At 64.0% G+C, this 24,010-nt stretch carries 26 protein-coding genes; 14 read left to right on the top strand and 12 right to left on the bottom strand.

Annotation, left to right across the window (positions count from 1 at the left end; translation table 11 throughout):
- The first annotated feature begins 86 nt into the window (after positions 1-86).
- Both QRN51_RS02775 and QRN51_RS02770 read left to right on the top strand, forming a co-directional pair.
- Entirely contained in the window at positions 87-713 is a 627-nt protein-coding gene (locus QRN51_RS02775; RefSeq protein WP_284988525.1) for an FMN reductase, read from the top strand.
- Positions 714-789: 76 nt separating this feature from the next.
- A complete protein-coding gene (locus tag QRN51_RS02770; protein ID WP_284988524.1) occupies positions 790-1,149 on the top strand; it encodes a TFIIB-type zinc ribbon-containing protein in 360 nt (119 codons plus the stop codon).
- A 25-nt stretch (positions 1,150-1,174) separates the two neighbouring features.
- On the opposite strand, the gene QRN51_RS02765 is transcribed toward QRN51_RS02770, so the two are convergent.
- Together QRN51_RS02765 and QRN51_RS02760 are read right to left on the bottom strand one after the other, a co-directional pair.
- Entirely contained in the window at positions 1,175-1,750 is a 576-nt protein-coding gene (locus tag QRN51_RS02765; RefSeq protein ID WP_284988523.1) for a hypothetical protein, read from the bottom strand.
- A 3-nt stretch (positions 1,751-1,753) separates the two neighbouring features.
- Entirely contained in the window at positions 1,754-2,233 is a 480-nt protein-coding gene (locus tag QRN51_RS02760; protein WP_059388831.1) for a hypothetical protein, read from the bottom strand.
- 627 nt (positions 2,234-2,860) lie between these two features.
- Between QRN51_RS02760 and dnaB the strand changes: the two genes are divergently transcribed.
- The gene (gene dnaB / locus QRN51_RS02755) at positions 2,861-4,240 is read left to right on the top strand and encodes a replicative DNA helicase (RefSeq protein ID WP_184739940.1); all 1,380 of its coding nucleotides are present in this window, start codon (positions 2,861-2,863) and stop codon (positions 4,238-4,240) included.
- Positions 4,241-4,420: 180 nt separating this feature from the next.
- Here the strand turns inward: dnaB and QRN51_RS02750 are convergent, their stop codons facing one another.
- Positions 4,421-5,389, bottom strand: a complete 969-nt coding sequence (locus QRN51_RS02750) for an acyl-CoA thioesterase (RefSeq protein ID WP_284988522.1) — start codon at positions 5,387-5,389, stop codon at positions 4,421-4,423.
- A 104-nt stretch (positions 5,390-5,493) separates the two neighbouring features.
- The gene (locus QRN51_RS02745) at positions 5,494-5,928 is read right to left on the bottom strand and encodes a DoxX family protein (protein ID WP_059388828.1); all 435 of its coding nucleotides are present in this window, start codon (positions 5,926-5,928) and stop codon (positions 5,494-5,496) included.
- A 193-nt stretch (positions 5,929-6,121) separates the two neighbouring features.
- On the opposite strand from QRN51_RS02745, the gene QRN51_RS02740 reads away from it, so the two are divergent.
- From QRN51_RS02740 to QRN51_RS02730, 3 genes are all read left to right on the top strand, one after another.
- On the top strand, positions 6,122-7,465 hold the full coding sequence (locus tag QRN51_RS02740) for an MATE family efflux transporter (protein WP_284988521.1): 1,344 nt from the start codon (positions 6,122-6,124) through the stop codon (positions 7,463-7,465).
- Between the two features lie 9 nt (positions 7,466-7,474).
- On the top strand, positions 7,475-8,029 hold the full coding sequence (locus QRN51_RS02735) for a hypothetical protein (RefSeq protein WP_059388826.1): 555 nt from the start codon (positions 7,475-7,477) through the stop codon (positions 8,027-8,029).
- Positions 8,030-8,096: 67 nt separating this feature from the next.
- Complete coding sequence (locus QRN51_RS02730) at positions 8,097-8,447, top strand: hypothetical protein (RefSeq protein ID WP_284988520.1); 351 nt, start codon at positions 8,097-8,099, stop codon at positions 8,445-8,447.
- 128 nt (positions 8,448-8,575) lie between these two features.
- Here the strand turns inward: QRN51_RS02730 and QRN51_RS02725 are convergent, their stop codons facing one another.
- Positions 8,576-9,124 carry a CGNR zinc finger domain-containing protein gene (locus QRN51_RS02725; RefSeq protein WP_284988519.1) on the bottom strand — a complete coding sequence of 183 codons (549 nt, stop codon included), beginning with the start codon at positions 9,122-9,124 and terminating at the stop codon, positions 8,576-8,578.
- A 70-nt stretch (positions 9,125-9,194) separates the two neighbouring features.
- Between QRN51_RS02725 and QRN51_RS02720 the strand changes: the two genes are divergently transcribed.
- Positions 9,195-10,220: an EamA family transporter gene (locus tag QRN51_RS02720; RefSeq protein ID WP_284988518.1), complete on the top strand. Its 1,026-nt coding sequence runs from the start codon at positions 9,195-9,197 to the stop codon at positions 10,218-10,220.
- Positions 10,221-10,260: 40 nt separating this feature from the next.
- Positions 10,261-10,533, top strand: a complete 273-nt coding sequence (locus QRN51_RS02715; protein ID WP_284988517.1) for a DUF2277 domain-containing protein — start codon at positions 10,261-10,263, stop codon at positions 10,531-10,533.
- 98 nt (positions 10,534-10,631) lie between these two features.
- Here QRN51_RS02715 and QRN51_RS02710 read toward each other — a convergent pair whose 3' ends face one another.
- The 3 genes from QRN51_RS02710 to QRN51_RS02700 all read right to left on the bottom strand — a co-directional run bounded on the left by QRN51_RS02710 (position 10,632) and on the right by QRN51_RS02700 (position 13,847).
- Positions 10,632-13,085, bottom strand: coding sequence for a heavy metal translocating P-type ATPase (locus QRN51_RS02710; RefSeq protein ID WP_502870843.1), 2,454 nt, complete (start codon positions 13,083-13,085; stop codon positions 10,632-10,634).
- Between the two features lie 71 nt (positions 13,086-13,156).
- Positions 13,157-13,396 carry a heavy-metal-associated domain-containing protein gene (locus tag QRN51_RS02705; RefSeq protein ID WP_059388821.1) on the bottom strand — a complete coding sequence of 80 codons (240 nt, stop codon included), beginning with the start codon at positions 13,394-13,396 and terminating at the stop codon, positions 13,157-13,159.
- Positions 13,397-13,445: 49 nt separating this feature from the next.
- Positions 13,446-13,847 (bottom strand): metal-sensitive transcriptional regulator, encoded by a 402-nt coding sequence (locus QRN51_RS02700; protein WP_284988515.1) that lies wholly within the window; start codon positions 13,845-13,847, stop codon positions 13,446-13,448.
- Positions 13,848-14,062: 215 nt separating this feature from the next.
- On the opposite strand from QRN51_RS02700, the gene QRN51_RS02695 reads away from it, so the two are divergent.
- From QRN51_RS02695 to QRN51_RS02670, 6 genes are read left to right on the top strand one after another with little or no spacing between them, the layout of a single operon-like run.
- Positions 14,063-15,355 (top strand): extracellular solute-binding protein, encoded by a 1,293-nt coding sequence (locus QRN51_RS02695; protein WP_284988514.1) that lies wholly within the window; start codon positions 14,063-14,065, stop codon positions 15,353-15,355.
- A 43-nt stretch (positions 15,356-15,398) separates the two neighbouring features.
- Positions 15,399-16,391 carry a carbohydrate ABC transporter permease gene (locus tag QRN51_RS02690; protein WP_284988513.1) on the top strand — a complete coding sequence of 331 codons (993 nt, stop codon included), beginning with the start codon at positions 15,399-15,401 and terminating at the stop codon, positions 16,389-16,391.
- Positions 16,388-17,296, top strand: coding sequence for a carbohydrate ABC transporter permease (locus QRN51_RS02685; RefSeq protein WP_284988512.1), 909 nt, complete (start codon positions 16,388-16,390; stop codon positions 17,294-17,296). Before QRN51_RS02690 ends, QRN51_RS02685 begins: the two co-directional genes overlap by 4 nt.
- Positions 17,293-18,903 (top strand): beta-N-acetylhexosaminidase, encoded by a 1,611-nt coding sequence (locus tag QRN51_RS02680; RefSeq protein WP_284988511.1) that lies wholly within the window; start codon positions 17,293-17,295, stop codon positions 18,901-18,903. Before QRN51_RS02685 ends, QRN51_RS02680 begins: the two co-directional genes overlap by 4 nt.
- Before the next feature lie 7 nt (positions 18,904-18,910).
- Positions 18,911-19,726 carry an IclR family transcriptional regulator gene (locus QRN51_RS02675; protein ID WP_084784493.1) on the top strand — a complete coding sequence of 272 codons (816 nt, stop codon included), beginning with the start codon at positions 18,911-18,913 and terminating at the stop codon, positions 19,724-19,726.
- Positions 19,727-19,734: 8 nt separating this feature from the next.
- Positions 19,735-20,184 carry a rhodanese-like domain-containing protein gene (locus tag QRN51_RS02670; protein WP_284988510.1) on the top strand — a complete coding sequence of 150 codons (450 nt, stop codon included), beginning with the start codon at positions 19,735-19,737 and terminating at the stop codon, positions 20,182-20,184.
- 9 nt (positions 20,185-20,193) lie between these two features.
- On the opposite strand, the gene QRN51_RS02665 is transcribed toward QRN51_RS02670, so the two are convergent.
- From QRN51_RS02665 to QRN51_RS02650, 4 genes are read right to left on the bottom strand one after another with little or no spacing between them, the layout of a single operon-like run.
- Positions 20,194-21,582, bottom strand: coding sequence for a sensor domain-containing phosphodiesterase (locus QRN51_RS02665; protein WP_284988509.1), 1,389 nt, complete (start codon positions 21,580-21,582; stop codon positions 20,194-20,196).
- A 34-nt stretch (positions 21,583-21,616) separates the two neighbouring features.
- Positions 21,617-22,021: a RidA family protein gene (locus tag QRN51_RS02660; RefSeq protein ID WP_059388814.1), complete on the bottom strand. Its 405-nt coding sequence runs from the start codon at positions 22,019-22,021 to the stop codon at positions 21,617-21,619.
- Positions 22,018-22,779, bottom strand: a complete 762-nt coding sequence (locus QRN51_RS02655) for an IclR family transcriptional regulator (protein ID WP_059388813.1) — start codon at positions 22,777-22,779, stop codon at positions 22,018-22,020. Before QRN51_RS02655 ends, QRN51_RS02660 begins: the two co-directional genes overlap by 4 nt.
- Entirely contained in the window at positions 22,776-23,807 is a 1,032-nt protein-coding gene (locus QRN51_RS02650; protein ID WP_284988508.1) for a sugar kinase, read from the bottom strand. The genes QRN51_RS02655 and QRN51_RS02650 overlap by 4 nt, the downstream gene beginning before the upstream one ends.
- Positions 23,808-24,010 lie beyond the last annotated feature (203 nt).

The raw sequence follows: 24,010 nt of genomic DNA, 5'->3' as shown, positions 1-24,010 counted from the left end.
GCGCGGAGCTGCAGTTTGGGAGTATAGATGCAAACGCATGTACTCTGGTTTGAAGCCATCGAACCGCCTAGCAACAGGAGACAGCCATGGAGACCCGCCGCATAACCGTCCTTTCCGCCGGACTTGGCGTACCGTCGTCGAGCAGGCTCCTTGCAGACCAGCTCGCCGCGTCGGCCAAGCGCCAGCTGGGCGATGCCGGCTACGAGGTCCGCGTGGACATTGTCGAACTCCGGGACCTGGCGGTGGATATCGCCAACAACTTCGTCACCGGCTATGCCGCGCCGCGCCTCGCGGAGGTGATCGCCGGCGTCGAGGATTCCGATGGCATCATCGCCGTCACTCCCGTCTTCAGCGCCTCCTACAGCGGGCTGTTCAAGTCCTTCATCGATGTGCTGGACCCCAAGTCCCTGGACGGGAAGGCAGTCCTCCTGGGCGCCACGGGCGGCACCGACCGGCACCAAATGGTGCTCGACTACGCCATGCGTCCGCTCTTCACCTACCTTCGGACCCGGATAACCCAGACGTCCGTTTTCGCCGGACCCCAGGACTGGGGAAACACCGACGACGGCGCGTCGCCGCTATCGGTCCGCGTGGACCGCGCGGCCGGCGAGCTTGCCCGGCTCCTGAGCGGCGAGCAGCCGCACCGCAAGGCGGACGCGATGGAATCCCTGCCTTTTGAGCAGCTCCTCGCGGGGATCACCGCGGCACGCTAGGCGAGGTAGTCCGAGGCCGGTTCGCCACAGGGCGAGCCGGCCGAACTTTTCCGGCGGCCGGCTCGTTGACCCGAACATGAAGTGTCCCGTGGATTCAATTGACCTGGTAATGAGTGAGCGCAGCGGTGTGGAGATCGATTACTGCCCGCAGTGCAGAGGAGTGTGGCTGGACCGCGGCGAGCTCGACAAGATTATTGACCGTGCCGCCGGCGGATTCGGGGCTGGATCCACCGCGCCGCCGGCTCCGGTGGACGGACTCACGCCACCGCCGCTGTATGGCAACCCGGCCTACGAGACCCAGGATCCCCGCTATGCCGGGAATGACAGGCCACGCCTTGACGACCGGAACTACGGCAAGCAAGGTCACAACCGCGACTATGACCGTCGGCGGCCCAAGAAAAAGGAAGGCTGGTTGGGGGACCTGTTCGACTTCTAGGACGTGAGGGCTCGCCCGGCCCGGGCTAGTCCTCCAGCAGCTCGATGAACTCCCTGGCCTGCTTCATGCTGATGTCGGAATGCTTGGTCAGGGCCAATGCCGCGGCTTCGACGTCGCCGCTCTTGGCCAGGGTGCGGATCCGGCCGTAGATCTCGTCATTGAGCATATTGCTGCTCACTTCACGCGTGACGTCGCCCTTGCTGACGATTGCGCGGTACCGGTACGGGAAGTGCTCCGGCTCGTCGTCGTCGGGCATGAGGTCCTGCGGGGCGGGTTCGGGCTTGCGGAAGGGCTGCGGGTGCGCCGCAAGGGCGCCGACGGCGTCCCGTGAGGCGCGCAGGCCCTCTCCGGTGGCGCTGAGGTACAGCTTGATGGCCGCCATGGCCTGACCTTGGGCGATCAGGGAATACAGCTGCCGGTGTTGATCCTCGCTGAGCTTCGCGGCGGCCTCGCGGGCCAGCTCGACGGGATCCACGGCAGCTTTGTGGGTGGCCGCATTTCCGCGGAGTTCCGCTGAGCGGCGGGCGAGCACACGGCTCATCAGCAGCACGCCGACGACGACGGCCGCCAGGATCAAGACCGGAACGAGTAGGGAAGACATGCGCTAAAGCCGATCTATGTAGTTCTTGGCGGTCAACAAGTCCGAGTGGGTCGTCTGGCGCAGGAGCTTGATGGCCTGGATTTTCTGCCCGCTGCGGACCATGCCCTGCAGCTGCAGGGCGAACTGTGGATTCAACTGCCCGTTGGGGAGGATGGGACCGTTGTAGCCGGCCTGGCCGACTCCCGGGCCAGCCCCGGCTTGAGCCCTCAGTGCCGCCCGCGACTGGCTGTCCTGCTGGGACTGTTGCTGCGCATTCTGGCTGGGCCGTGTGGATGCATCGATGCGGGCCCTCGCTGCCGTCGCCGCTTGCACTTGGGCGGCCTGGTGGGCTGCCGAGCGGGCGGCCAGCTCCCGTTGATATCGTTCGGCGTCTGACAGCCCCGAGTTGCGTGGCTTGAATGCCGCCGTCAGGGCCCAAATCACGGCCACAAGGATGACAACGGGCATTGCGACCAGCAGTACATCCCCAATGGTGAAACCCATACCTAGAGCTTATGTCAGAACGCGGTTATCCACAGCACATTCCTGCTTTGGCATAGCTTCTGAGAGCCGACTGTCAAATTTCAGGCTGATTTGTGGGGAGTATCACATTTTTGGAATATTTATCCCCCTTTCGGCCGTCAGGCGGGGACCGGAGCCTGGATTGAGCGAATCGCCCTGTGGATGATCCGTGGAGGAAAATACTTTTGATCCACATGGCTCGAAGAACGTTTTCCCAGCTCAGAGGCTATTTGCCGGAAAAAGAATTTCTCTTTCCACAGGGTCATGCACAGACTGTGCACAAGTAGGGGTATGTATTCCACACTTTATCCACAGGTCCGGCTTGGTGCCTCGGAAAAGCAGGGCTAACGTGGCTGAGTACCTGCTTTAGGTACTTGGAAAACCCCTGTTTCTTGTGGACGGCACCTTGGTGCCGTTGAAAAGCAGCGCGCCTGCGGACCTTTCTGTGGATAAGTTGTGGAAATCTTGGGAAAACCAAAATTGTCGGTGCCCTACGGAACAGTTTGGACCAGCCGGCATAAACGGCGCGGTCGGAGCAACCCACACGGGACATTGGCCTACCGCACCGCCGGGAACAGTTATCTTCGCGGTACACAATGGAGGACGGCTTTGTCAGTTACGCACTTGGATTCGATCGAGGGCGGCCGGACCTCGGACGCCAGCCGCAAACCTCCCCAGGACATCCCCGCTGAACAATCAGTTCTCGGCGGCATGATGCTGTCCAAGGATGCCATCGCCGACGTCGTGGAAATTGTGCGCGGACATGACTTCTACCGTCCCGCCCACGAGACGATCTACGAGTCCATCATCGACCTCTACGGCCGCGGCGAACCTGCCGATGCCGTCACCGTGTCCGATGAGCTCACCAAGCGCGGCGAGATCAACCGGATCGGCGGCCCTGCCTACCTGCACGAACTGATCCAGACCGTGCCCACGGCGGCCAACGCTGGCTACTACGCCGAAATCGTTGCTGAGCGCGCCGTCCTGCGCCGGCTCGTGAATGCCGGCACCAAGATCGTCCAGATGGGGTACGGCCAGGACGGAGAGGTCGAAGACCTCGTCAACCAAGCCCAGGCCGAGATCTATGCCGTGGCCGAACGCCGCACTGCGGAAGACTACGTGGCGCTCAAGGACGTCATGGAATCCACCGTTGATGAGATCGAGGCATCCGGCCACCGCGGGGAGGGCATGACGGGCGTACCCACCGGGTTCTACGAACTCGATGAGCTCACCCATGGTCTTCACCCGGGCCAGATGATCGTCATCGCCGCGCGCCCCGCCGTCGGTAAGTCCACGTTCGCGCTTGACTTCGCCCGTTCCGCTGCCATCAAGAACAACCTCGCCACCGTGATGTTCTCCCTGGAAATGGGACGCAACGAAATCGCGATGCGCCTGCTGTCCGCGGAAGCCACCATCGGCCTCCAGGACCTGCGCAAGGGCACCATCAAGGACGAGCAGTGGTCAAAGATCGCCACCACCATGGGCCGCATGAACGACGCCCCGCTGTTCATCGATGACAGCCCCAATATGTCCCTCATGGAAATCAGGGCAAAGTGCCGTCGCCTGAAGCAGCAGCACGACCTCAAACTGGTGATCCTCGACTACCTCCAGCTCATGAGCTCCGGCAAGAAGGTGGAGTCCCGCCAGCAGGAAGTCTCCGAGTTCTCGCGTGCCCTCAAGCTGTTGGCCAAGGAGCTCCAGGTTCCGGTCATCGCGCTCTCGCAGCTCAACCGTGGATCCGAACAGCGCCAAGACAAGCGGCCCATGGTTTCGGACCTCCGTGAATCGGGTTCCATCGAGCAGGACGCCGACATGGTCATCCTTCTCCACCGCGAAGACGTCTACGACAAGGAATCCCCCCGTGCCGGAGAGGCCGACATCCTCATCGCCAAGCACCGTAATGGTCCCACCAAGGACATCGTGGTTGCCTTCCAGGGACACTACTCCCGCTTCGCGAACATGGCGGGCGAGACCGGCGGCGGGTTCTAGCCGCTGGTTGCCTGGTGGTGCGCAGACCCTACGAAGTCGAGGGCCTCACGGGCCAGTGCCAGCCACGACTCGTGATCCTCGGCGGTGACCGTGAGCCACTCCTTCATTGAACCGTTCCTCGGGCACCATGAGGACATCTTCCCGCCCTGAACTTCGCGGCGCCAGACCCGGACGAAACGCCTACCGGCCGTTAAGCAAATGATCCGGCCTCCGGTTTCCGGGAGCCCGTCCCCGGATCTCCAGCAGTTCGCGGGCATGGGCATGAAGGCGCCGGTCCTCGTCGGTTTCCGGCACCCAGGGAGGTATAGGAACAGACGTGCCGGTTTCGTCCCTGGCAACCATGACCGTGAGGCAGTAGGTGGTCAGATTCATCTCACGGCTCTTCGGGTTCCCGGAGCGAACGTGCACGGCAATATGCATGCCTTTATGGCCTGTGTAGACGAGGCGGGCTTCGACTTCCACCACATCGCCGATCAACAATGGCCGGTAGAAGCGCACGCCCCCGGAGAACACGGCCACGGTGTCCTTGCCGCAATAGCGGGAAGCGCAGACGTAGGCGGCCTCATCGATCCACTTCATGACAATACCGCCGTGGACTTTTCCGCCCCAGTTGACGTCAGTGGGGGCCGCCATGAAGCGGAGGACAACGCGTTCGGCTGTGCCGGCGTCGGTATATTCCTGCGCGTTCATGGCTTCGACAATCTTTTCCCGCACGGCAATCCGCGCGAGGGCGTTGTCGCGTTGCTCGATTTCCTCCGGCGTCGAAGGCTCGAACTGGGGGACTGGAACCGGGCGCCCGTCGGGACCGACCGCGACGAAGATCACCAGGCACTGGCTGCGCATCGTGGCCGGCCCGCCCTTGGGATCGCCGGAGGACACGATGGTCCGGATGTGCATGGAAGAGCGGCCCGTATAGACGATCGTCGCTTCGACCTCGACCATGTCTCCGCTGTTCACGGGGTCGGCGAAATGGATGTTGCCCACATATGCCGTGACGCAATAGGACTTCGCCCAGCCAACGGCTGCCGCGTAGGCGGCCTTGTCCACCCACTCAAGGACTGTGCCGGCGTCGACGGACCCGCTATGTCCGACGTCGGTGGGGGAAGCAAGGAACCGCAGGGTGACGGAGTGGGAGGGGAGCTCGCTCATGACGTGAGTGTATCGACGGCGTGGATACCGGCGCGCTGTATGACGGGCTGGGGACACCCAAGCGGACAGGCCTGGGTGTCGCCAGCGATGTGGTGCACGCGATCCTAGGCGAGAATACGCAGCTTTGAACCCCTCCGGCCGAAGACCGCGGCGTCGATGGAGATCCGTCCGGCGCCTGTCAGGGCCACAGCCGCGGCTGCGGCAGCGAGGGCCAGGACGAGTTCATACCCGCCCTTGTCCGCAAACAGGCCGGCCGGAGCGTGGACCAGGAACAGGGCGCCGAGCATGTCCAGCGCAAGGACGGCGGCGAAGACGCGTGTCAGCACGCCCGCAATGAGGGCAATGCCCCCGACAAGTTCGATGGTTGCCACGATCGGGGCCACGACATCGGCGGCGGGGACGCCCATCTTGCCGAAGGCGGCCTGAGTGCCGGCGATGGTGAACTCGTTGAATTTCTGCCAGCCATGCGCGGCGAAGATGAAGCCGACGATGACGCGCAGGACAGTAAGGGCTGTGTTGGTCAGGGTGGACTGGTTCATGTTTTTGCACCGTTTTCGGGTAGCGGTTGGCTGTCGTGAAGCTCCAAGGCCAAGGCCCAATTTGTTGAAGCTTCAACTCAAGCCTTTCGAACTTTGCTGGAAGTGTCAAACAACGGTGACGCAGTCAGACCGCCTCCGCGGTCCCGCATAAGCCCCCAAGCTGCGTGTCGGCGGCTCCCGCTAGGCTGGGAAAGTGCCCCAAACAGTGACCCGTCCCATCGCGCCCTCCACTGCCCGCGAGATCCTGCGCTTGGCTGTCCCCGCCTTTGGGGCGCTCATCGCGGAACCCCTCTTCCTTTTGGCCGATTCCGCCATTGTGGGCCATCTTGGCGTCCCTCAGCTGGCGGGCGTGGGGCTGGCCTCCACCCTGCTGTACACCGCCGTCGGACTTATGGTGTTTCTGGCATATTCGACAACTCCCGCGGTGGCCCGGGCCATCGGGGACGGAAAGCTCGCCAAAGCGCTGGCCGCAGGGCGCGACGGCGTGTGGCTGGCGTTGCTGCTGGGTGCCGTCCTCGCAGTGGCGGGCTTCTTCGCGGCTGAGCCGCTGGTCGGGTTGCTTGGAGCGAGCGGCGAGGTGCGCGCATACGGTGTGGAGTACTTGCGTTGGTCCATGCCGGGACTCGTCGCCATGCTGCTGATCTTCGCCGGAACCGGCGTGTTGCGCGGATTGCAGGACACACGCACGCCTTTGGTGGTCGCAACAGCGGGGTTCGCTATCAACATCGCCCTGAATTGGTTCCTGGTTTACGGCCTCCATTTGTCCGTGGCGGGGTCAGCCATCGGCACCAGCATCGCTCAATGGGCCATGGCCGCCGTCTATTTGGCCATAGTGGGACGGAACGCCCGGCGCCACGGCGTTTCGCTGCGCCCGGATTGGCGCGGAATCCGCACGATGACCACCGTGGGTTCATGGCTCATGCTCCGCACCCTCAGCCTGCGCCTGGCTATCCTGGCCACGGTCCTGGTGGTCACGTCCCAAGGGTCCGTGAACCTCGCCGCGCACCAGCTCGCGATGACCATTTTCTCCTTCCTCGCCTTCGCCCTGGACGCCTTGGCGATTGCTGCGCAGGCCCTCATCGGCAAGGAACTCGGCGCCTCCCATCCGGCGCGTGCGCGCGAACTCACCCGCACCATGATCCGCTGGGGCGTGGGCTTCGGCGTCGTGACCGGTGTAGTCCTCGCGGGCGCCGCTCCGTGGGCGGGCTTCCTGTTCACCTCCGACGCCGGCGTCCAGTCCGCGCTCACCGCGGCACTGTGGGTACTCGCCGTCGGGCAGCCCCTCGCCGGATACGTCTTCGTCCTGGACGGCGTCCTGATCGGCGCGGGCGATGCCCGCTACCTGGCGCTTGCCGGCGTCGTGAACCTCGCGGTCTATCTGCCGCTGTTGGCGGCAGTCCACCTGACCAGGCCCGACGGCGCGGCGGGGCTCGTGTGGCTCTGGGCCGCGTTCGCGCTGGGCTACATGCTGGCCCGCGGGGTCACTCTGGGGCTACGCGCCCGCTCCGACAAATGGATGGTCCTCGGTTCGCACTAAACTGGACTGGTGACTCTCCCCGCCTCTTCAGCGACTTCATCCACGCCCGCAGCAGCCGCCCTCTGGAAGCCCGTACTTCTCCGCGCCGGTGCTGCGCTGGTGTTTGGAGCCGTGACCGTCTTCTGGGGCTCGCCATCCGTTCACGTTCTGGCCTGGGCTGCCGGGCTCTATCTGCTCGCAACCGCGGGCGCCGCGTTCCTGGCTACGAGTGTTCCGGCGGCCGCGGCCGCCGTCGTTGGCCTGGCAGGGGTGGGTGCCTTGATTACGCAGTCCGACACGGGCGTTGGCGTTTCCGCGCTCGTCGGGTTGCTGGTGCTCGGGGTGTTTGAGCTGGTCAAGGGATTCCGGCACCGCGGACGTCACCTGCTTGCCCGCGACTGGAGCATTTCCGGTGTGGTGGGCATCGGCACCGCCCTTGCGTTGCCGTTTTTCATCAGCCTTGGAGCGCACGCGCTTCTCGGTGTTGCCGGCGGTGGCGCCATCATCTCGGGAGTCTTGTGGGTGCTGTCCGGGCTGAGCCTGCGGCACGATGGGCGAACCCCCTCCGCTGAGGCCGTAAACTAGTAGTCGTACGTTCTACCCTGCGTAGAACTCTCAAGGCGCGAACGGCGCCAGCACCCACATTGGAGGAATGACCTTGGCTGACCAAAAACCAAGAGAGCCGCGCAAGATGCGGACCTCGGTTAAGGGACCGCTGATGTTCTCCGCGTTCTGGGGCGTCGTGATCTTCTTCGCTGTGCTGATTTTCGCCTCCGGCGGCAGCGCCCGCACTCCGCGCTTTGACCTCGCCTTTACCGGCGCCGGCATCGCCTTCATTGTGAGTCTCGTCCTCGCCGCCATGCTTTCCATGAGCCACAAGGAAAACGCCGAGCACCTCGGCAAGGGCTCGGGCGTCAACCTCAGTTCCAGGAAACCGGGCCAAGGTCACGGTTCTGCGGCCCCCCAAGCGGGCAGCGAAACGGAAACCCCCGACGCCGACTAGGCCGTCCTAGCCTCCTATCGCATCGCGCCACGCAACTTTTTGCCGGATGGCCACCGCGGCAACCCGGGAAACTCGGGGCAGGCCGCCGTCGTGCACCTTGAAAAGCTGCACGACGTGACGCCCTCCCCTTATTCGGCCCCCGATGCTTTCCGGGCCCGGTAAGCGGCGACGTGCGTCCGGTTGGCGCAGTTGCCCGTGTCGCAATAGAGCTTGGAGCGGTTACGGCTCAGGTCCAGCACGACGGCGTCGCAATCGTCCGCTGCGCACACCCGCAGGCGGTCCATTTCCTTGCTGCGGATGACGTCCACAAGTGCCATGGCAGCTTCCGTGCCCATGCGTTCCGCGAGGGGCGCCTCAGGGGTGGTTGCGTGTAGGTGCCAATCCCAATGATCATGCTTGACCAGCTGGGGAAGTGCGCGCGCGTCGGTGAGGAGTTGGTTGACGGTTTTTGCCGCCGCGTCCTCATCGGCCGTCCACAGGGAAGCCAACTGGCTCCTAAGTCGCTTCACGCTGGCCAATTCCGCCTCGGTTCCCTCCCTGGTCCCCGTGAATTCTTCCGCGTCAAGGAAGGCGTGGAGCTCGGCGGCACTCGTGAGGGATTCGGTCCCGTTGGCGGCCGTATTGATCAAATTGACCACGGTTCGAAGCGCGACTTCAGTGTCAGGTGCAAAAAGCACTTTGACTCCTTACATCTCTCGGGAGTATTGTCAGCAGCGTAACCAATTTTACTCCTGACAGGAGGCTGCTGTGTCAGCTGCAACAAACCGGGCTGGTGCTGCGGGCTTCATGGCGTCGGGCCTGGGGCTCGCGCTCTTTTCCTCAGCGGTTTTCGGCTTGTCCGGCTCGTTCGCCAAGTCCCTCCTGGAAACCGGGTGGACCCCCGGCGCGGCAGTTGCCATCCGATTGAGCGGCGCATCACTCATCTTGGTAATCCCGGCCGTCATCGCTCTCCGGGGCCGTTGGCACCAGCTCAAGGACAACTGGCTCACCATCCTGTTGTTCGGCGTGATCGGAGTTGCGGGGTGCCAGCTTTTCTACTTCAATGCGGTGTCAAGGCTGTCCGTGGGGGTCGCCCTCCTGCTCGAATACCTCGCGCCAACCATGATCGTCTTGTGGCTGTGGGCCGCGAGCCGACGCCGACCCAGGGCCCTCACCGCCCTTGGAACGCTGCTTTCCCTCGGCGGACTCGTCCTGGTGCTCGATCTCACCGGCGCCGTGAAGGTCGACTTCGTCGGCGTCCTGTGGGGCATGGCCGCGGCCGTCTGCCTGGTCATCTACTTCTTCATCACGGCCAAGCAGAACGACACCTTGCCGCCCATCGTGCTGGCCGCCGGCGGTCTCATGGCAGGCTCAATCCTTATCTGGATTGCCGGCGGGACCGGTCTGGTATCCATGACTTTCGCCACGGCGGATACGCACCTCGGGCCGTGGACCACGCCGTGGTGGGTCTCGATCGCCGGCCTTGTCATCCTGTCCACCGTGCTGTCCTACGTCACGGGGATCATGGCAGCCCGAAGCCTTGGGTCCAAGGTGGCATCTTTCGTCTCGCTCACTGAAGTGTTGTTCGCCGTGGTGTGGGCCTGGCTGTTGCTGGCCGAACTGCCCGGAGCCATCCAGCTCGTGGGCGGGGCACTCATTGTGTGCGGAGTGGTCTTGGTGCGAATCGACGAACTGCGGGCGGACAAGCGTGATGCTGCCGGCTTCGGCGAAGTAGCCCCCGAGCTTGACCACGCGAACGACGTCGAGCCGGTGCCCTCGGAGAGGGTGCTCTAAAAACCGAGCCTTGATGGGGGACTGGGCCTAGCATGTTGATATGTGCCGGAACATCCACACCCTCCACAATTTCGAGCCACGAGCCACCTCCGCAGAGGTAGAAGCCGCAGCGCTGCAATACGTGCGCAAGATCAGCGGCACCGCCAAGCCGTCAAAGGCCAACGAGGAGGCCTTCGCCGAGGCTGTCCATGAGATTGCGCATATCACCCAGCATCTGCTCGATTCCCTCGTGACCCATGCGCCAGCGCGCAATCGCGACGAGGAGGCGGCCAAAGCCAGGGCCCGCGCGGCCGTTCGGTTCGGGACGGCCTAGCTGCCCCCAAACTGCTAGCTCCCCCAACTGACTGGCAGTTGTTGCCGTTTTCGCGCCGGATAACGACAACAACTGCGAGCTAGTTGGGTGGGTCGGGGCTACTTTGCGAAGGAGCGCAACCGCAGCGAGTTCGCGACCACCAGGACCGAGCTCGCAGCCATGGCCGCACCGGCGATCATCGGGTTGAGCAAACCAAGGGCTGCCACCGGGATACCGATGGCGTTGTAGAAGAACGCCCAGAACAGGTTTGTCTTGATGGTGGCAAGCGTCTTCCGGGACAGCTCGATGGCTTGCACCAGCTGGCCAAGGTCACTGCCCATCACGGTCAGATCCGAGGCCTCGATCGCCACATCCGTGCCCGATCCCATGGCGATGCCAAGATCGGCTTGCGCCAGGGCTGCGGCGTCGTTGACTCCATCTCCGGCCATGGCCACAGTGGACCCCTGGGCCTGGAGCATCCGCACCGCGTCCACTTTGCCTTCAGGCAGGACGCCCGCGAACACATCTTCCGGGGAGATCCCGACGGCGGTGGCCACTTGGGCGGCGACCGCGGCGTTGTCTCCGGTCAGCAGGAGAGGGCGAATCCCGAGTTCCTTGAGCTTCGCGATGGCTGCCGCCGAACCGGGTTTGACAGTGTCCCTTAGCGACACGATCCCGGCGGGCTCCCCGTCCACAGCAACCCAGATAGCGGTTGCGCCGCCGGCTTCCTCAGTTGCCAGGGCCCGGCGCTGTGCATCGTCGGGGAAGATTCCGTTGAGTTCCAACCAGCCAGTCCTGCCGGCCACGACCGTTCGCTCAGTGCCGTTTCCGGCTCCGTTCAGCGCAACCATCCCGCGGACTCCGCCGCCCGGGGCGGAACTGAAGTCCTTCACCGCGAGGAGCGGGCCGGCGTCGGGCATTGCGGACTTGGCGGCAGCGGCAATCGCGTGGGCGATGGGATGCTCCGACGCTGCCTCGACGGCGCCGGCGAGAGAGAGCACGTCGGCGGGGGAGTGCCCGTTCAAGGCCAGGGTATGTCCGACGGCCAGCTTGCCGCTGGTGACGGTTCCGGTCTTGTCCAACAGGATGGCGTCCACAGTGCGCGTATCTTCAAGCACCTGTGGGCCCTTGATGAGGATGCCGAGCTGCGCACCCCGGCCGGTCCCGGTCAGGAGGCCAACGGGAGTCGCGAGCCCAAGCGCACACGGGCAGGCAATCACGAGCACCGCCACGGCAGCCGTGAACGAGGCATTGAGGTCCCCGCTCAGCGCGAGCCAGACTACGAAAGTAACCAGGGCGATGACCAGCACGACGGGCACGAACACGGCGCTGATCCGATCGGCGAGCCGTGCGATCGGGGCTTTGCCCGTCTGCGCCTGGCTGACCAACCGCCCCATCTGGGCCAGCGTCGTCTCGGAACCGACGCGCGTCGCGCGGACCAGCAAACGGCCCGAAGTGTTGATGGTGGCGCCCGTGACCTGGCTTCCCGGGCCGACCTCCACGGGCACCGATTCACCGGTGACCAAGGAGGCATCCACGGCGGATGAACCGCTCGTCACCAGGCCGTCCGTGGCGATCTTCTCTCCCGGGCGGACCACGAAGATGTCCCCGGCTACGAGTTGCTCGGCCGGGATCTTGTGCTCGACGCCGTCGCGCAGCACCGTAGCGTCCTTCGCCCCCAGGTTCAGGAGGGCCTTAAGGGCGTCGCCGGCCTTCGCTTTGGCGTTGGCCTCGAGATAGCGGCCCAGAAGCAGGAACGTGGTGACCACGGCGGCAACTTCGAAGTACAGCCCGCCGCCCATGCCTCCCGTGGACTCCATGCCCGGGTGTTCGGTCATCATGGGGTTGGCAAAGAGCTGCCACGCGGAGTAGAGGTATGCGGCCAAGACACCAATCGAGACGAGCGTGTCCATGGTCGAAGCGAAATGGCGTGCGTTAATGGCGGCCGCACGATGGAAGGGCCAGGCAGCCCACGTCACCACGGGAAGTGCCAGTGCAGCGGCGACCCAACCCCAGTGCGGGAACTGCAAAGCTGGAATCATCGAGATGGCGAAGACCGGAACCGTCAGTATGGCGGCGGCAATCAGTCTTGGCCTTAGCTGGCGGGACGCAGGGCCGTGATGCATGTGGTCTTCGCTGGCACCGTGGTCGCCTTGCGCGCCGCCACCGGCGCCATGCTCGGCGTGCTCGGTCGTTCCTCCCTTAGACGCACGCTGCCGCATAACACCGGCACCGTCGCTGTGGTCATGTTCCGGCGCGCTATTGCTGTGGTCATGTTCTACAGCGCCGCCGTCACCCGGGCTGCCTTCGGTGCTGGACTCGAGCGCGCCGAGCATATCGGTTTCGCGATCGTGGGTGTGGTCGGCGGAGGGGGCCGTGGACGGGTTGGGCCTCGATTCGCGGATCCAGGCTTTGTAGCCCGTTGCGTTTACTGTGTCCACGATTTGTTGGTCCGTGACGTTGTCCGGGACTGTGACGTGGGCTGATTCGAGGGGGAGATTGACGGAAGCCTCCACGCCGTCGAGCTTGCCCAGTTTCCGTTCCACGCGGGCCACGCATGATGCGCAGGTCATGCCCTCGATGTCGAGTTCGATGATGCGGGTGCCCGTTTGGTGCAGGATGTCGTGATTGCTCACATTGGCCCCTAGGCCTCGTTGGCGACTACCAGGTAGCCGGCTTCGGCGACGGCTTCGCCGATTTCGGACGGCGACAATTCCTGGGTGGAGGTGATGGTGACGGTGGAGATTCCGCCGGCGTTCAGATCGATCTCGACATTTTCCACTCCCGCCAAGGACTCAATTTCTTCGCTCACTGCGGAAACGCAGTGCCCGCAGGTCATGCCGGAAACGCTGACGTTCGTCTGGATGGTGGCGGTGTGGCCCATGGCGTGCTCCTTGGTGGTGAGTTGAATGGTGTGGTGAGTGCTTGCGGGGTTACCGCAGCAGGCGCCCGATGGCATCGGCTGCCTCCTTGACCTTGATGTCGATTTGCTCCGCGCGCACGACGGGATCCGACTCGGAGGCGGCTCCGACGACGCAGTGCCCGATGTGTTCCTCCACGAGCCCGAGACTCACGGCATGCAGGGCTTTAGTGACTGCCGAGACTTGGGTGAGGATGTCGATGCAATATTTGTCCTCTTCCACCATCCGCGCAATACCGCGTACTTGGCCCTCGATCCGCTTAAGGCGCCGCAAGTAGGCGTCCTTGTTGGAAGAGTAGCCGTGTTGGGCATGCGCTCCATCCTCAACGTCGATGCCCGGCTGGCCAACGTTCAAGTCGACCGGGTTCAAGTCAACCGGGTTCACATCTGTGGAGTTCACATCGATCGTGTTCATGCCCCAAAGGTATACCCCCTAGGGGTATAAAATCAAGTACCCCCAGGGGGTATCGGCCATCCAGCGAAAGATCGTCTGTTTACAAATTCCCGTTTTGCAATGCAAACCTTTTGCCGCTTGTGCTTCCGCTCACAAAAGTATGTTTGTAAAGTTTCCTTCCATACCCGAAGCGGGGGACCGCCGGGCACCTAACCCTTTTCTCCATGGAGGATCCATTGAAAATCGCACGCTCTGCGGCTGCCATTGCCCTCGCCGCCCTCGCGCTGACGGCCTGCGCCCCGCCCACGTCGAACAATGCCGCGTCATCTTCGGATGAGAAGTCCGGCACCATCCGCGTCTGGCTCTTCTCGGAAGTCAACCAGGACCCAAAATCCGCGGTAGTCATGGCCGCGGTTTCCGATTTCGAAGCCAGTCACAGCGGCGTCAAGGTCGACGTCCAGTACATTCCCGTCGACAGCCGGGCAGAACGGTTCAAGGCCGCGTTCAACGACCCCTCGAGCGCTCCCGACGTCGCCGAGTTCGGCAACACAGACCTTGCCAGCTACGTTGCATCCGGCGGATTGTCCGACATGACTGCGGACATCAAGGCCTGGGATGAGTCCAAGGACCTGGACGGCAAGATCCTGGCCACCACGGACGTCGGGGGCAAGAACTACGGCGTGCCCTGGTACGTCGGCGTCCGGGCCCTCTACTACCGCACCGATCTGCTGCAGAAGCTCGGACTGGGGGTGCCCAAGACCCTCGCCGAAGTCGAAACCGTGGCCCGCGCCGTCCGCGCAGCAAACCCGGACATGCTCGGGATTTCGGTCGGTGGAGCTGCGCAGTTCTCCGCCATGCCCTACCTCTGGGCCAACGGCGGCAACATTGCCACGAAGAAGGGTGGCGCCTTTGTCTCCGGCTTGGATTCGGCCGAATCCCGGGACGGCATCTCCGCTTATGCCCGGCTGCTCAAGAACGACATCTGCCCGCCCCAGACGTGTGCCGAATTCGGCGGAAACGCCAGCGTCCAGCAGTTCATCGCCGGAAAATCGGCCATGACCATCGGTGGCGACTTCAACTACAAGGCCGTAGCGGCCAGTGCGGTCAAGGACAAGTTCGCGGTGGTTCCGGTTCCGGGCAATACGGCTCGTTCGATCGCCCCAGCGTTTGCCGGCGGAAACAACCTGGGCGTCTTCAACAGCAGCAAGCACCACACCCTCGCAGCCGAGTTCGTCGAGCTGTTGGCAGGCAAGAAGTACCAGCAGAAGATGTTCGACGCCATGGGCAACCTGCCCACATTCAGCGACGTCCAGAAGTCTGTTGCCGCGTCCAATCCGCAGCTTGACCCCTTCATCAAGACTCTCGCCGCCGGCACCAATTTCGTCCCCGTGACCGAAACCTGGTCCACCATCGACGCCCAGGGCATCTTCACCGGCATGTACCAGAAGATCGTCACGGGCAAGGCTGACGTCAATACCGCTACTGCGGATGCGGCAGCGGCCATGAACAAGGTCTTCGGATCCAAATGACGAGGTTCGTGAAGCACGGCCGATCCGCGCCAGGCGGCGCGGCGTGACGGCGTTCGCGTCCGCGAAGGCGGACACGAACGGGGCCAACCGCGAGCAGAACCGCAAGCCGACGACGGCGGGGACGTCCCGCCGTCGTGCGCTAGGCAAGCGCGGCTTGGAACCGTGGTTCTACCTGGCCCCGGCTTTCATTGTCCTGATCGCGCTGCTGGGATACCCGATCTTCCAGCTCATCAACGTTTCTTTGTACGACTACCGCCAGGCCCAAGTCAGTGGCAAGGCACCACTGCAATTCACGGGCCTGGAGAACTACCAGAAACTGTTCGCCGATCCGGAGTTCTGGTCCGTCCTGGGCAACACCGTGCTGTTCGCAGGCGCCTGCGTTGTCCTGACGCTGCTCGTGGGAACGTCGTTGGCGGTCTTGGCCACGCGGCTCCGGCCCTGGGTCCGGAGCGCACTGTTCGTAGTCTCCTTGGGCGCTTGGGCCACACCGGCCGTCACCGGCAGCGCCGTGTGGTTGTTCCTCTTCGACCCCACGCTGGGGCTCGTCAACAAGGCGCTCGTGTCGGTGGGCTTGACGCAGTTCAACGGCTACTCCTGGACCTACGACAAATGGTCCGCCTTCGGGTTGGTGGCCAGCGAAGTGGTGTGGTGTTCGTTCCCGTTCGTACTCGTGACGGTCTACGCCGGCATCCAAGCGATCTCCACCGAAGTCATTGAGGCGGCGCGGCTCGACGGTGCTTCCATGCCCCGGATCGCGCGCAGCATCATGCTTCCGATGCTGCGGCCCATCGTGATGGTGGTGACCATCCAGTCCATCATCTGGAATTTCAAGATCTTCTCCCAGATTTACATCATGACCAACGGCGGCGGTATTGCCGGGCAGAACCTCGTGCTGAATGTCTACGGCTACCAGCAGGCCTTCGCGGCCAGCCTTTATGGCCTCGGCTCGGCCCTTGGCGTCATCATGACCGCGCTGCTGATGATCATCACCCTCGTCTACCTCCGCATCCTCAAGAGAACGGGAGAAGTCCTGTGACCGCCGTCGACGTTCCGCTCCGCAAGAACCGGCCCGCACCGGTCGCGCCGCAACAGTTCCGCAAGGGCGGACGACGCCGGTTCGGCGCCGATGTGGCGGCACTCGCCACCGCGCTTCTTGTCGCGTTCCCCCTGTTCTGGATGGTCCTTTCGGCCCTCAAGCCGAAGACGGCGCTCGACGCCGGCGATGCGGCACCGTTCACGCTGGAACCGTCCTTCGACTCCTTCATGCGGGTCCTGTCAGTGAACAACTTCGGCAGGTACTTCCTCAACAGCGTAATCGTGGCGCTCGTGGTCGTCATCGTCTCCACTGTGCTGGCGTTTTTGGCCTCCGTGGCACTGACCCGCTACCAATTCAAGATGCGCACCAAGCTGCTGATCGTGGTCCTCGTGTCCCAGATGGTGCCCGTCGAAGCGCTCACCATTCCGTTGTTCTTCCTGCTGCGCAATGCCGGGGAGGCCGTACCGTTGGTGGGCTTGAACCAGCTCGGCTCCCTGGTGCTGGTCCACGTGGGCTTCAGTATTCCGTTCGCGATCTGGATGCTTCGTGGCTTTGTGGCAGCCGTGCCGGTGGAGATCGAAGAGGCAGCCCGCATAGACGGCGCGAGCGGTTTCCGCTTTGTCCGCTCGATCCTCTTCCCGCTCGTGGCGCCCGGGGTGGTGGCATGCTCGGTGTTTTCCTTCATCTCCACGTGGAACGACTTCCTCTTCGCCAAGACATTCATCATTTCCGCCCAGGAGAACCAGACCCTGCCCATGGCGTTGTTGACCTTCTTCAAACCCGACCAGAACGATTGGGGCGCCATCATGGCCGGTTCCGTGATCATGACCATTCCGGTGCTGATCTTCTTCATCGCAGTGCAGCGAAAACTCGTATCCGGCCTGGCCGGGGCGGTGAAGGGATGAGCGCCGCGGATCTGCTGGTTCCTGTTCCGTCCTCGGTGGAGTCCAGCGGCGGTTTCCTGGAACTGGACGCAACCACCACGCTGGCCGCCGATCCGGAGCTCAACAATGCGCGCCGCTGGCTCGCCCGGACCCTCGGCGCGGCCACTGGCTGGGACCTGTTCCCGGCCGCCGCCGACGCGGGTATCAGCCTCCTGCTTGACCCGGAGCTCGACGCCGAGGCGTACCGACTGGAGGTGGGCGCCGCCGTCGTGATTCATGCGGGCGGTCCGGCCGGAGCCTTCTATGCCGCGCAGACGCTCCTGCAGCTGATGGGACCTGCCGCGTTGCGGCAAGCGCCCGTTCCGGAGACGGGCGGCGCATGGCCGGTTCCCAAGGTATCCATCCTGGACCACCCGCGTTTCGGGTACCGCGGGGCCATGCTGGACGTGGCCCGGCACTTCATGCCCAAGGACAACCTGCTCCGGTTCATCGAGGTGATGGCCATGCACAAGCTCAACGTCCTGCACCTGCACCTCACGGACGACCAAGGCTGGCGGATCCAGATCAACCGCTACCCGAAGCTCACTGAGACCGGGGCGTGGCGGCGCGAATCATCGCTGGGTTCGTGGCGGGCAGGGGTTTTCGACGGGCTTCCGCACGGCGGCTTCTACAGCCAGGACGATCTCCGCGAAGTGGTCGCGTTCGCTGCCGAGCGGCACATCACAGTCATCCCCGAAATTGACGTTCCGGGACACAGCCAGGCCGCCATCGCCGCCTACCCGGAACTGGGAACGGGCGCGGCCCCCGGGGTGTGGACCCGTTGGGGAATCAACGAGACGGTCCTGGAAGTCTCGCAAACCTCGTTGGAGTTCTACCGCAACGTGCTCGATGAAGTGGTGGAGATCTTCCCATCCCGCTGGATCAGCTTGGGCGGAGACGAAGTTCCGCTCACCCAGTGGCAATCCAGCGCCCAGGCGCAGTCCAAAGCCCGCGAACTCGGGATGCCGGACGTTTCGGGATTGCACAGCTGGTTTGTGGGGCAGTTGGCGGGGCACCTTGACGCACGTGGGCGGGCTACCTCCGTGTGGGACGAAATCGGCGACGGCGAGCTGCCGGGTGGTGCGTTGGTGGCCTCCTGGCGAGGCTATGAAGGCGGTATGAGCGCGCTCAAAAGCGGTTATGACGTGGTCATGTGCCCTGAGCACAGGCTCTACCTGGACCACCGGCAGGCCGACGGCGACGACGAACCCGTGCCCGTGGGTTTTGTCACCACGCTGCAGGATGTCTACGGCTTCGAACCTCTGCCCGAGGGTGCGGATGAGGCGTTCCCGGGCAGGCTCCTCGGGGCGCAGGCCAACATCTGGACGGAACACCTGGATTCCCCGCGACGGGTCCACTTCGCCGCGTTTCCGCGGCTGAGCGCCGTGGCGGAGGTGCTCTGGTCCCAGCCGGAGAACCGGGACTACGATGGTTTCCTGGCCAGGCTCGAAGGCGCGCATCTGGAACGCCTGGAGGCCATGGGAGTGGAATACCGGCCGCTGTCCGGACCGCATCCCTGGCAATTGAGGCCTGGAGTGGCTGGCTGGAAACGCGATTACGACGCCGAGCAGCGCATTGCCGCTGGATAGGACACACGTGGGTACTGAAGGCATGGAGGCCCGGAACTCCTCGGCTTCGTTGCGGAAGGCGCTGGCTTTGCTGGCGGTGGTGGCGGAGCATCCGGTGAGCGCGGACGGACTCGCCTTGGTGGAGCTGACCAAGCTCTCCGGACTCAACAAGAGCACGGTCCTGAGGTTGGCCGCGCCCTTGTTGGACGAAAACCTGCTGGAACGCGATGCCGAGAGCGGCCGCTTCCGGCTGGGCCATGGTTGCCTGCGTTTGGGACAGTCATACCTGGACCGGCTCGATTTGCGTAGCGTCGCGAACGCCGAGCTCAGGGTGCTGATGAGGGCTACGGAAAGCACCTGCCACTTGGTGGTCTTGTCCGGCCATGATGTGGTTTACCTCGACAAAGTTGAAGATGAGGCAACAGTTCGTATGGCATCGCGTGTTGGGGCGACCATGCCGGCGTATTGCACTGCAGTCGGCAAAGCCATGTTGGCGTTCAGTCCGGAGGAAGTGGTGGCTCCGATCCTGGCCGGCGATCTGGTGCCGATCACCGACAGGACCATCACGGATCCCGAGCAGTTGCGGACTGAATTCGCCGCGATCCGACGCCGGGGCTACGCGATCGACGACCGTGAGAACGAACCCGAGGTCCGGTGCGTGGCCGCCCCGATCTTTGGCCACGATGATCACGTGGTGGCCGCCCTCAGCGTTTCATCGTTGTCGTCCCGCATGACCGCCAAACGCGTCCGGGAAGTAGGTCCCATGGCCGCCGAAACCAGCCTGCGCATCTCGGCCAAGCTGGGATCGCGACGGGCAGGCGCCAAACTCGCCAAGCTCGCTTAGAGGGGATCATGAAAACGCCAATGAACGACGCCGGTGCTGCGGTTGGGGCGGACGGTGCCGCAGGCGCCTACTTCCGGGCGAAGTTGCGGTTCGAGATCGACGTCATGGACGTCGCCGATGCGGCTCCCGGCAGTTTCGTGCTCGTGGATACCCGAAGGCAGTCGTCGTGGGACCACGGCCATATCCCCGGTGCAGTACATTTGCCGACGGCCCAGATCCCTGCGCGGGCCGCTGAGCTGATCCCCGCTGGGAGCTCAGTAGTGGTCTATTCGTGGGGACCCGGCTGCAACGGAAGTACCTTCGCGGCCCTGGCGTTCGCCGAGCTCGGGTACCCGGTGCGGGAGATGATCGGCGGCATTGAGTATTGGGCGCGGAACGGCCTCCCGGTGGAGACTGCTACAGGCGTTGTCGTTCGGGACTTCGATGGGCTGGTCACGGCGCACCAACCCGAGGGGTAGCGGCCCCCGCTACCTCCAAGCCGCCCAGTCCTCAGGCCTGAGCGACGGGCGGCCGAGAAGGTAGCCTTGGGCCGCGGTCATCCCGAGCTTGGTGACCGCAGCCAGCTCGGCCTCGGTCTCGATCCCTTCGGCTACCAGAGCGGCTCCGATTTCGGCGGAAAAACCGACCATCGCAGCTCCCAATGCCCGCTGGCCTGGATCCGTGTCGATCCCGGCGATGATTTCGCGATCGAGTTTGATGAGGTCCGGCTTGAGCTGCAGGATGTGGCGCATGGAAGCAAAGCCGGCACCGGCGTCGTCCACAGCTATTCTGAGCCCGGCGCGCCGCAACGGTGCCAACGCTTCGGCGAGCGGCTCATAGTTGGCCACCTCATGGCGTTCGGTGACCTCAAGAACGATGCGTCGCGGAGGGATGGCCGACTCCACAATCGCGGCTGCCAGCCGGGGGTCAAGGCACGCCCGGGGTGAGAGGTTTGCCGCGATGTACAGATCCGGTGGGAGCCCTGCCGCGGTGGTCAGCGCCGTCCGGAGGGCAAGGATCTCAAGCTCGATATCCAGGCCGACCGAGGCGGCCTCCATGAAACGCACCTCGGGGGACAACTCCTGGGAACCGCTGAACCTTGTCAAGGATTCCACTCCAACGACGTTGCCCGTTTCCAGGCACCGGATCGGCTGGAATGCTGTGATGAGTGAGCCGTCATTGAGCAAGGCCTGGATGCGGACAGTGACTTCCGCCCGCGAACGTGTTGCCTCTGGATTCAAGACACGGCAGGTGCCCTCGAAACCGCAGTCCCTGCCCTCCCTGTCGCGAATCGGCCTTCCGGCTACATCAATCAAGACGCGGCTGCCATCCCGGTGGCGGCACACGGTGATTACACGTGACCACGAGGAGTCGCCGCTTTCCCTGGCTTTCCAGTCCACCCGTGCGTCTGCCAGGTCCCCGGGGTCGATCACGCGGGTGATGTGCCTCCCCAGCAGTTCGGAGGGTTCGTACCCCGTGATGTCCTTGCACGCCGGGCTGCAGAACGTAAATCGTCCATCGGGCCCCGTGGCCCACAGCCAGTCCATGCTTGTGTGCAGCACGGTGTCCATCAAGCGCGACGTCCGGAACGCCTGGCTGCGTTCCCGCTGCTGCTGCCGCATGAGACGCCACGCGGCCAGTACCACCAGGGGCACGATCAGCAGTGCGAGAAGCGCGGGGAATCCGGTCTTTTCATCGATGCCGCCCCACGGCGGAAGCCCGAAAGCCAAGGGCAGGCGGATAGACAAGGCGACTGCAGCCTCGATGAATACGACAACCAGCAGCCACCATCCGGTTGAGGCCGACGCCAGCCGGTTCGCTTGGCGTCCCTCCCGGGAAGACGCCCTCTTAAGCCGGGGAAAGCGCATGAAGGGCATCACCCAATAGTGCCACCAAGCCGGGCTCCGGGGCTTACGCCGTAACGGCCAGCGCGTCGATTTCCACGAGCATGACTTCGTGCGGGAGGTCGACGAACACCGTGGTGCGGCTAGGCAGTTGGCCGCTGGGGACGTTCTCGGTGATGAATTCGCCGTAGACCTCGTTCATGGCGGCGAAGTCGTCGCGGGTGGTGAGGTAGACGCGGAACATGATGACGTCTTCCACTGAGGAGCCGCCGGCTTCGAGGATCGCCTTCACGTTCTCCAGTGTGCGGCGGGTCTGGACTCGGACGTCGCCCTCGCCGATGTACTGGTTGGTGGCGGGATCCATGGGGCCTTGGCCCGAGACCTGGAACAGGCCGCCCTTCTGGATGCCTTGGGAGAATACGTGCGCCGGGGCCGGAGCGTTTTCGGTCAGTACTACAGTCTTTTCACTCATGCGGAGTTCCTTTCGTGGCTGATCCAGCCGAGGTCGCGGGAGATGGCCTCGGTGCTGGCTTTGAGGTCGGGCAGCAGCTCAAGCAGTCCTTCGTAGCTGAGCATCACCACCGGTACCGAACAAGAGGCTGCGGCCACGACGGCGCCGCTCGCGTCGCGAATGGGGGTCGCGATGCAGTGCACGAAGGATTCGTGCTCGGCGTTGTCATGGGCCCAGCCCTGGACCCTGACCTGCTCCAGTTCGGCCAAAAGGGCCTCCGGCGAGGTCAGGGTGGTGTCGGTAATTCTTGTGTAGTCGAGTCCCGCCGCGATCTTTTCCTGCCGGCTGCGCGGCATGTCGGCAAGCAGGACTTTGGCGACGGCGGCCGAATGCAGGGACGCGGTCAGGCCGATCCGGGAGTACATCCGCACGGGATGGTGCGACTCGAATTTGTCGATGTACACGACGTCATTGCCCTCGAACGCGGCAAGGTGCACGGTGTGCCCGGTCTTTCCGTTCAGCTCAGCCAAGTACGGGTGCGCCACTTTGCGGATGTCCCGCTGCTCCAGGGCGAGCGAGGACAGCTCGAACAGTTTGGATCCAAGCATGAACCGCTGGTCCTCATCGCGGACAACGAATCGCTTTTCCTCCATGGCGTGCAGGAGCCGCATGACGGTTGTCTTGTGTACCGAAGCCTTGGAGGCAAGCTCATCCAGGGTGGCCGGTTTGGCCGCAAGCTCGGCTAGCAGGTCGATGGCCCGCATCAGGCTTTGGCTCATGGTGCTGTGCTCCGATCGTGAAGGCTTCGGTCATGGCTGCTGAAGTGTCCTGCGGCGACGTGGATCGCAGCCCATTCGGCGTCTGTGGAATCGAGGATGGCCGAAAGCAGGGCGGAGCCGGGGAGCGGGCCACGATCGCCATGCACGGTGAGGGTGCAGGCTGCAGCGACGTGACCGCGGCGAAGGCTCGCCTTCTGCCCGAGGCCGAACAGCACGCCGCTGAGGTACCCGGCCGCGAAGGAATCGCCCGCGCCCACCGGCTCGAGCACGTCCACGGACAATGCCGACACCTCGGACCGCGTCCCGTCCCGTTCCAGCGCGATGGCGCTGATGGCTTCGTTCTTGATGACGACGACGGCGGGATCCGGCATGAGGCGCCGCAGTTCAGTTTCGTCCGTAGTGCCGAAGGCGTGCTCGGCTTCGTCCTTGCCCACCAGCACGATGTCGGCGAGATTGGCCAGGCGGCGCAGTACGGAACGGTCCTGCCCGGCCCAGAGCGCGGCGCGCCAATTGACGTCGAAGCTGATGAGGCGGCCGTGCCTCGGGGCGGCGAGGATGGCTTCCATGAGCTGGAGGCATTCGGCCGAGAGCGCCGCTGTGATGCCGCTCAGGTGGATGAGCGATGCTTCGTTAAGCAAACGCTCGACGGCGGGATTCGCCAGGGTGCCCAGGCTCATCGCTGATGCGGCGGAACCCTGCCGGTAGTACAAAACTGAACTGCCGCCGTCGGGGTCTGTTTCCTGGGCTGGCACCTTGACGTAAAGCCCGCTGGGCCGTCCGGGATCGACCTCGACGCCGGAAACGCCTACTCCGTGGCTGCTGAGTTCCTCCAGGATCCGGATACCGAATCCGTCCTTGCCCACCCGGCCTACCCAGTGGGAGTCCAGGCCCATGGCAGCCAGGCCCATGGCAACGTTCGATTCCGCGCCGCCGATGCCGCAGTGCAGCTCCGTGGCTTGGTGCAGCGGGACGGGCTTCACCGGGGTGAGCATGGCCATCGTCTCGCCCACACATACAGCTGAAAGCATGAAACTCGCGCGCTCCCTCTGCCGCTTCCAGCGGCACTCGACACCCAATGAAGAAGGGATTTCCGTGGCCTGGTCAGGGAGTGCCGGGCCACGCCGCGGCCTTGACTCCCAATCCTGCACCATGTTAGACATATCACCAACAGCTTTGCAACCTGCGTTGCAAAATACGCAACGCACGGGTTTTGAGAGCAGAATGCGCACAG

This window comes from Arthrobacter sp. efr-133-TYG-120 (assembly GCF_030209785.1).
GTDB lineage: Bacteria > Actinomycetota > Actinomycetes > Actinomycetales > Micrococcaceae > Arthrobacter.
Note: the sequence above shows the minus strand (reverse complement) of the source record. Positions and strands in the feature narration are given on the sequence as shown.

Bases quoted from the DNA above. Each gene is read 5' to 3' on its own strand.
- QRN51_RS02650 (WP_284988508.1), bottom strand. From the start codon at position 23,807: ATGCTTTCAGCTGTATGTGTGGGCGAGACGATGGCCATGCTCACCCCG.
- QRN51_RS02665 (WP_284988509.1), bottom strand. From the start codon at position 21,582: ATGCCCTTCATGCGCTTTCCCCGGCTTAAGAGGGCGTCTTCCCGGGAG.
- QRN51_RS02680 (WP_284988511.1), top strand. From the start codon at position 17,293: ATGAGCGCCGCGGATCTGCTGGTTCCTGTTCCGTCCTCGGTGGAGTCC.
- QRN51_RS02750 (WP_284988522.1), bottom strand. From the start codon at position 5,389: ATGAGCGAGCTCCCCTCCCACTCCGTCACCCTGCGGTTCCTTGCTTCC.
- QRN51_RS02765 (WP_284988523.1), bottom strand. From the start codon at position 1,750: ATGTCTTCCCTACTCGTTCCGGTCTTGATCCTGGCGGCCGTCGTCGTC.
- QRN51_RS02710 (WP_502870843.1), bottom strand. From the start codon at position 13,085: ATGACCTGCGCATCATGCGTGGCCCGCGTGGAACGGAAACTGGGCAAG.
- QRN51_RS02715 (WP_284988517.1), top strand. From the start codon at position 10,261: ATGTGCCGGAACATCCACACCCTCCACAATTTCGAGCCACGAGCCACC.
- QRN51_RS02730 (WP_284988520.1), top strand. From the start codon at position 8,097: ATGACCTTGGCTGACCAAAAACCAAGAGAGCCGCGCAAGATGCGGACC.
- QRN51_RS02745 (WP_059388828.1), bottom strand. From the start codon at position 5,928: ATGAACCAGTCCACCCTGACCAACACAGCCCTTACTGTCCTGCGCGTC.
- QRN51_RS02705 (WP_059388821.1), bottom strand. From the start codon at position 13,396: ATGGGCCACACCGCCACCATCCAGACGAACGTCAGCGTTTCCGGCATG.
- QRN51_RS02655 (WP_059388813.1), bottom strand. From the start codon at position 22,779: ATGAGCCAAAGCCTGATGCGGGCCATCGACCTGCTAGCCGAGCTTGCG.
- QRN51_RS02770 (WP_284988524.1), top strand. From the start codon at position 790: ATGAAGTGTCCCGTGGATTCAATTGACCTGGTAATGAGTGAGCGCAGC.
- QRN51_RS02775 (WP_284988525.1), top strand. From the start codon at position 87: ATGGAGACCCGCCGCATAACCGTCCTTTCCGCCGGACTTGGCGTACCG.
- QRN51_RS02700 (WP_284988515.1), bottom strand. From the start codon at position 13,847: ATGAACACGATCGATGTGAACTCCACAGATGTGAACCCGGTTGACTTG.
- QRN51_RS02670 (WP_284988510.1), top strand. From the start codon at position 19,735: ATGAAAACGCCAATGAACGACGCCGGTGCTGCGGTTGGGGCGGACGGT.
- QRN51_RS02660 (WP_059388814.1), bottom strand. From the start codon at position 22,021: ATGAGTGAAAAGACTGTAGTACTGACCGAAAACGCTCCGGCCCCGGCG.
- QRN51_RS02760 (WP_059388831.1), bottom strand. From the start codon at position 2,233: ATGGGTTTCACCATTGGGGATGTACTGCTGGTCGCAATGCCCGTTGTC.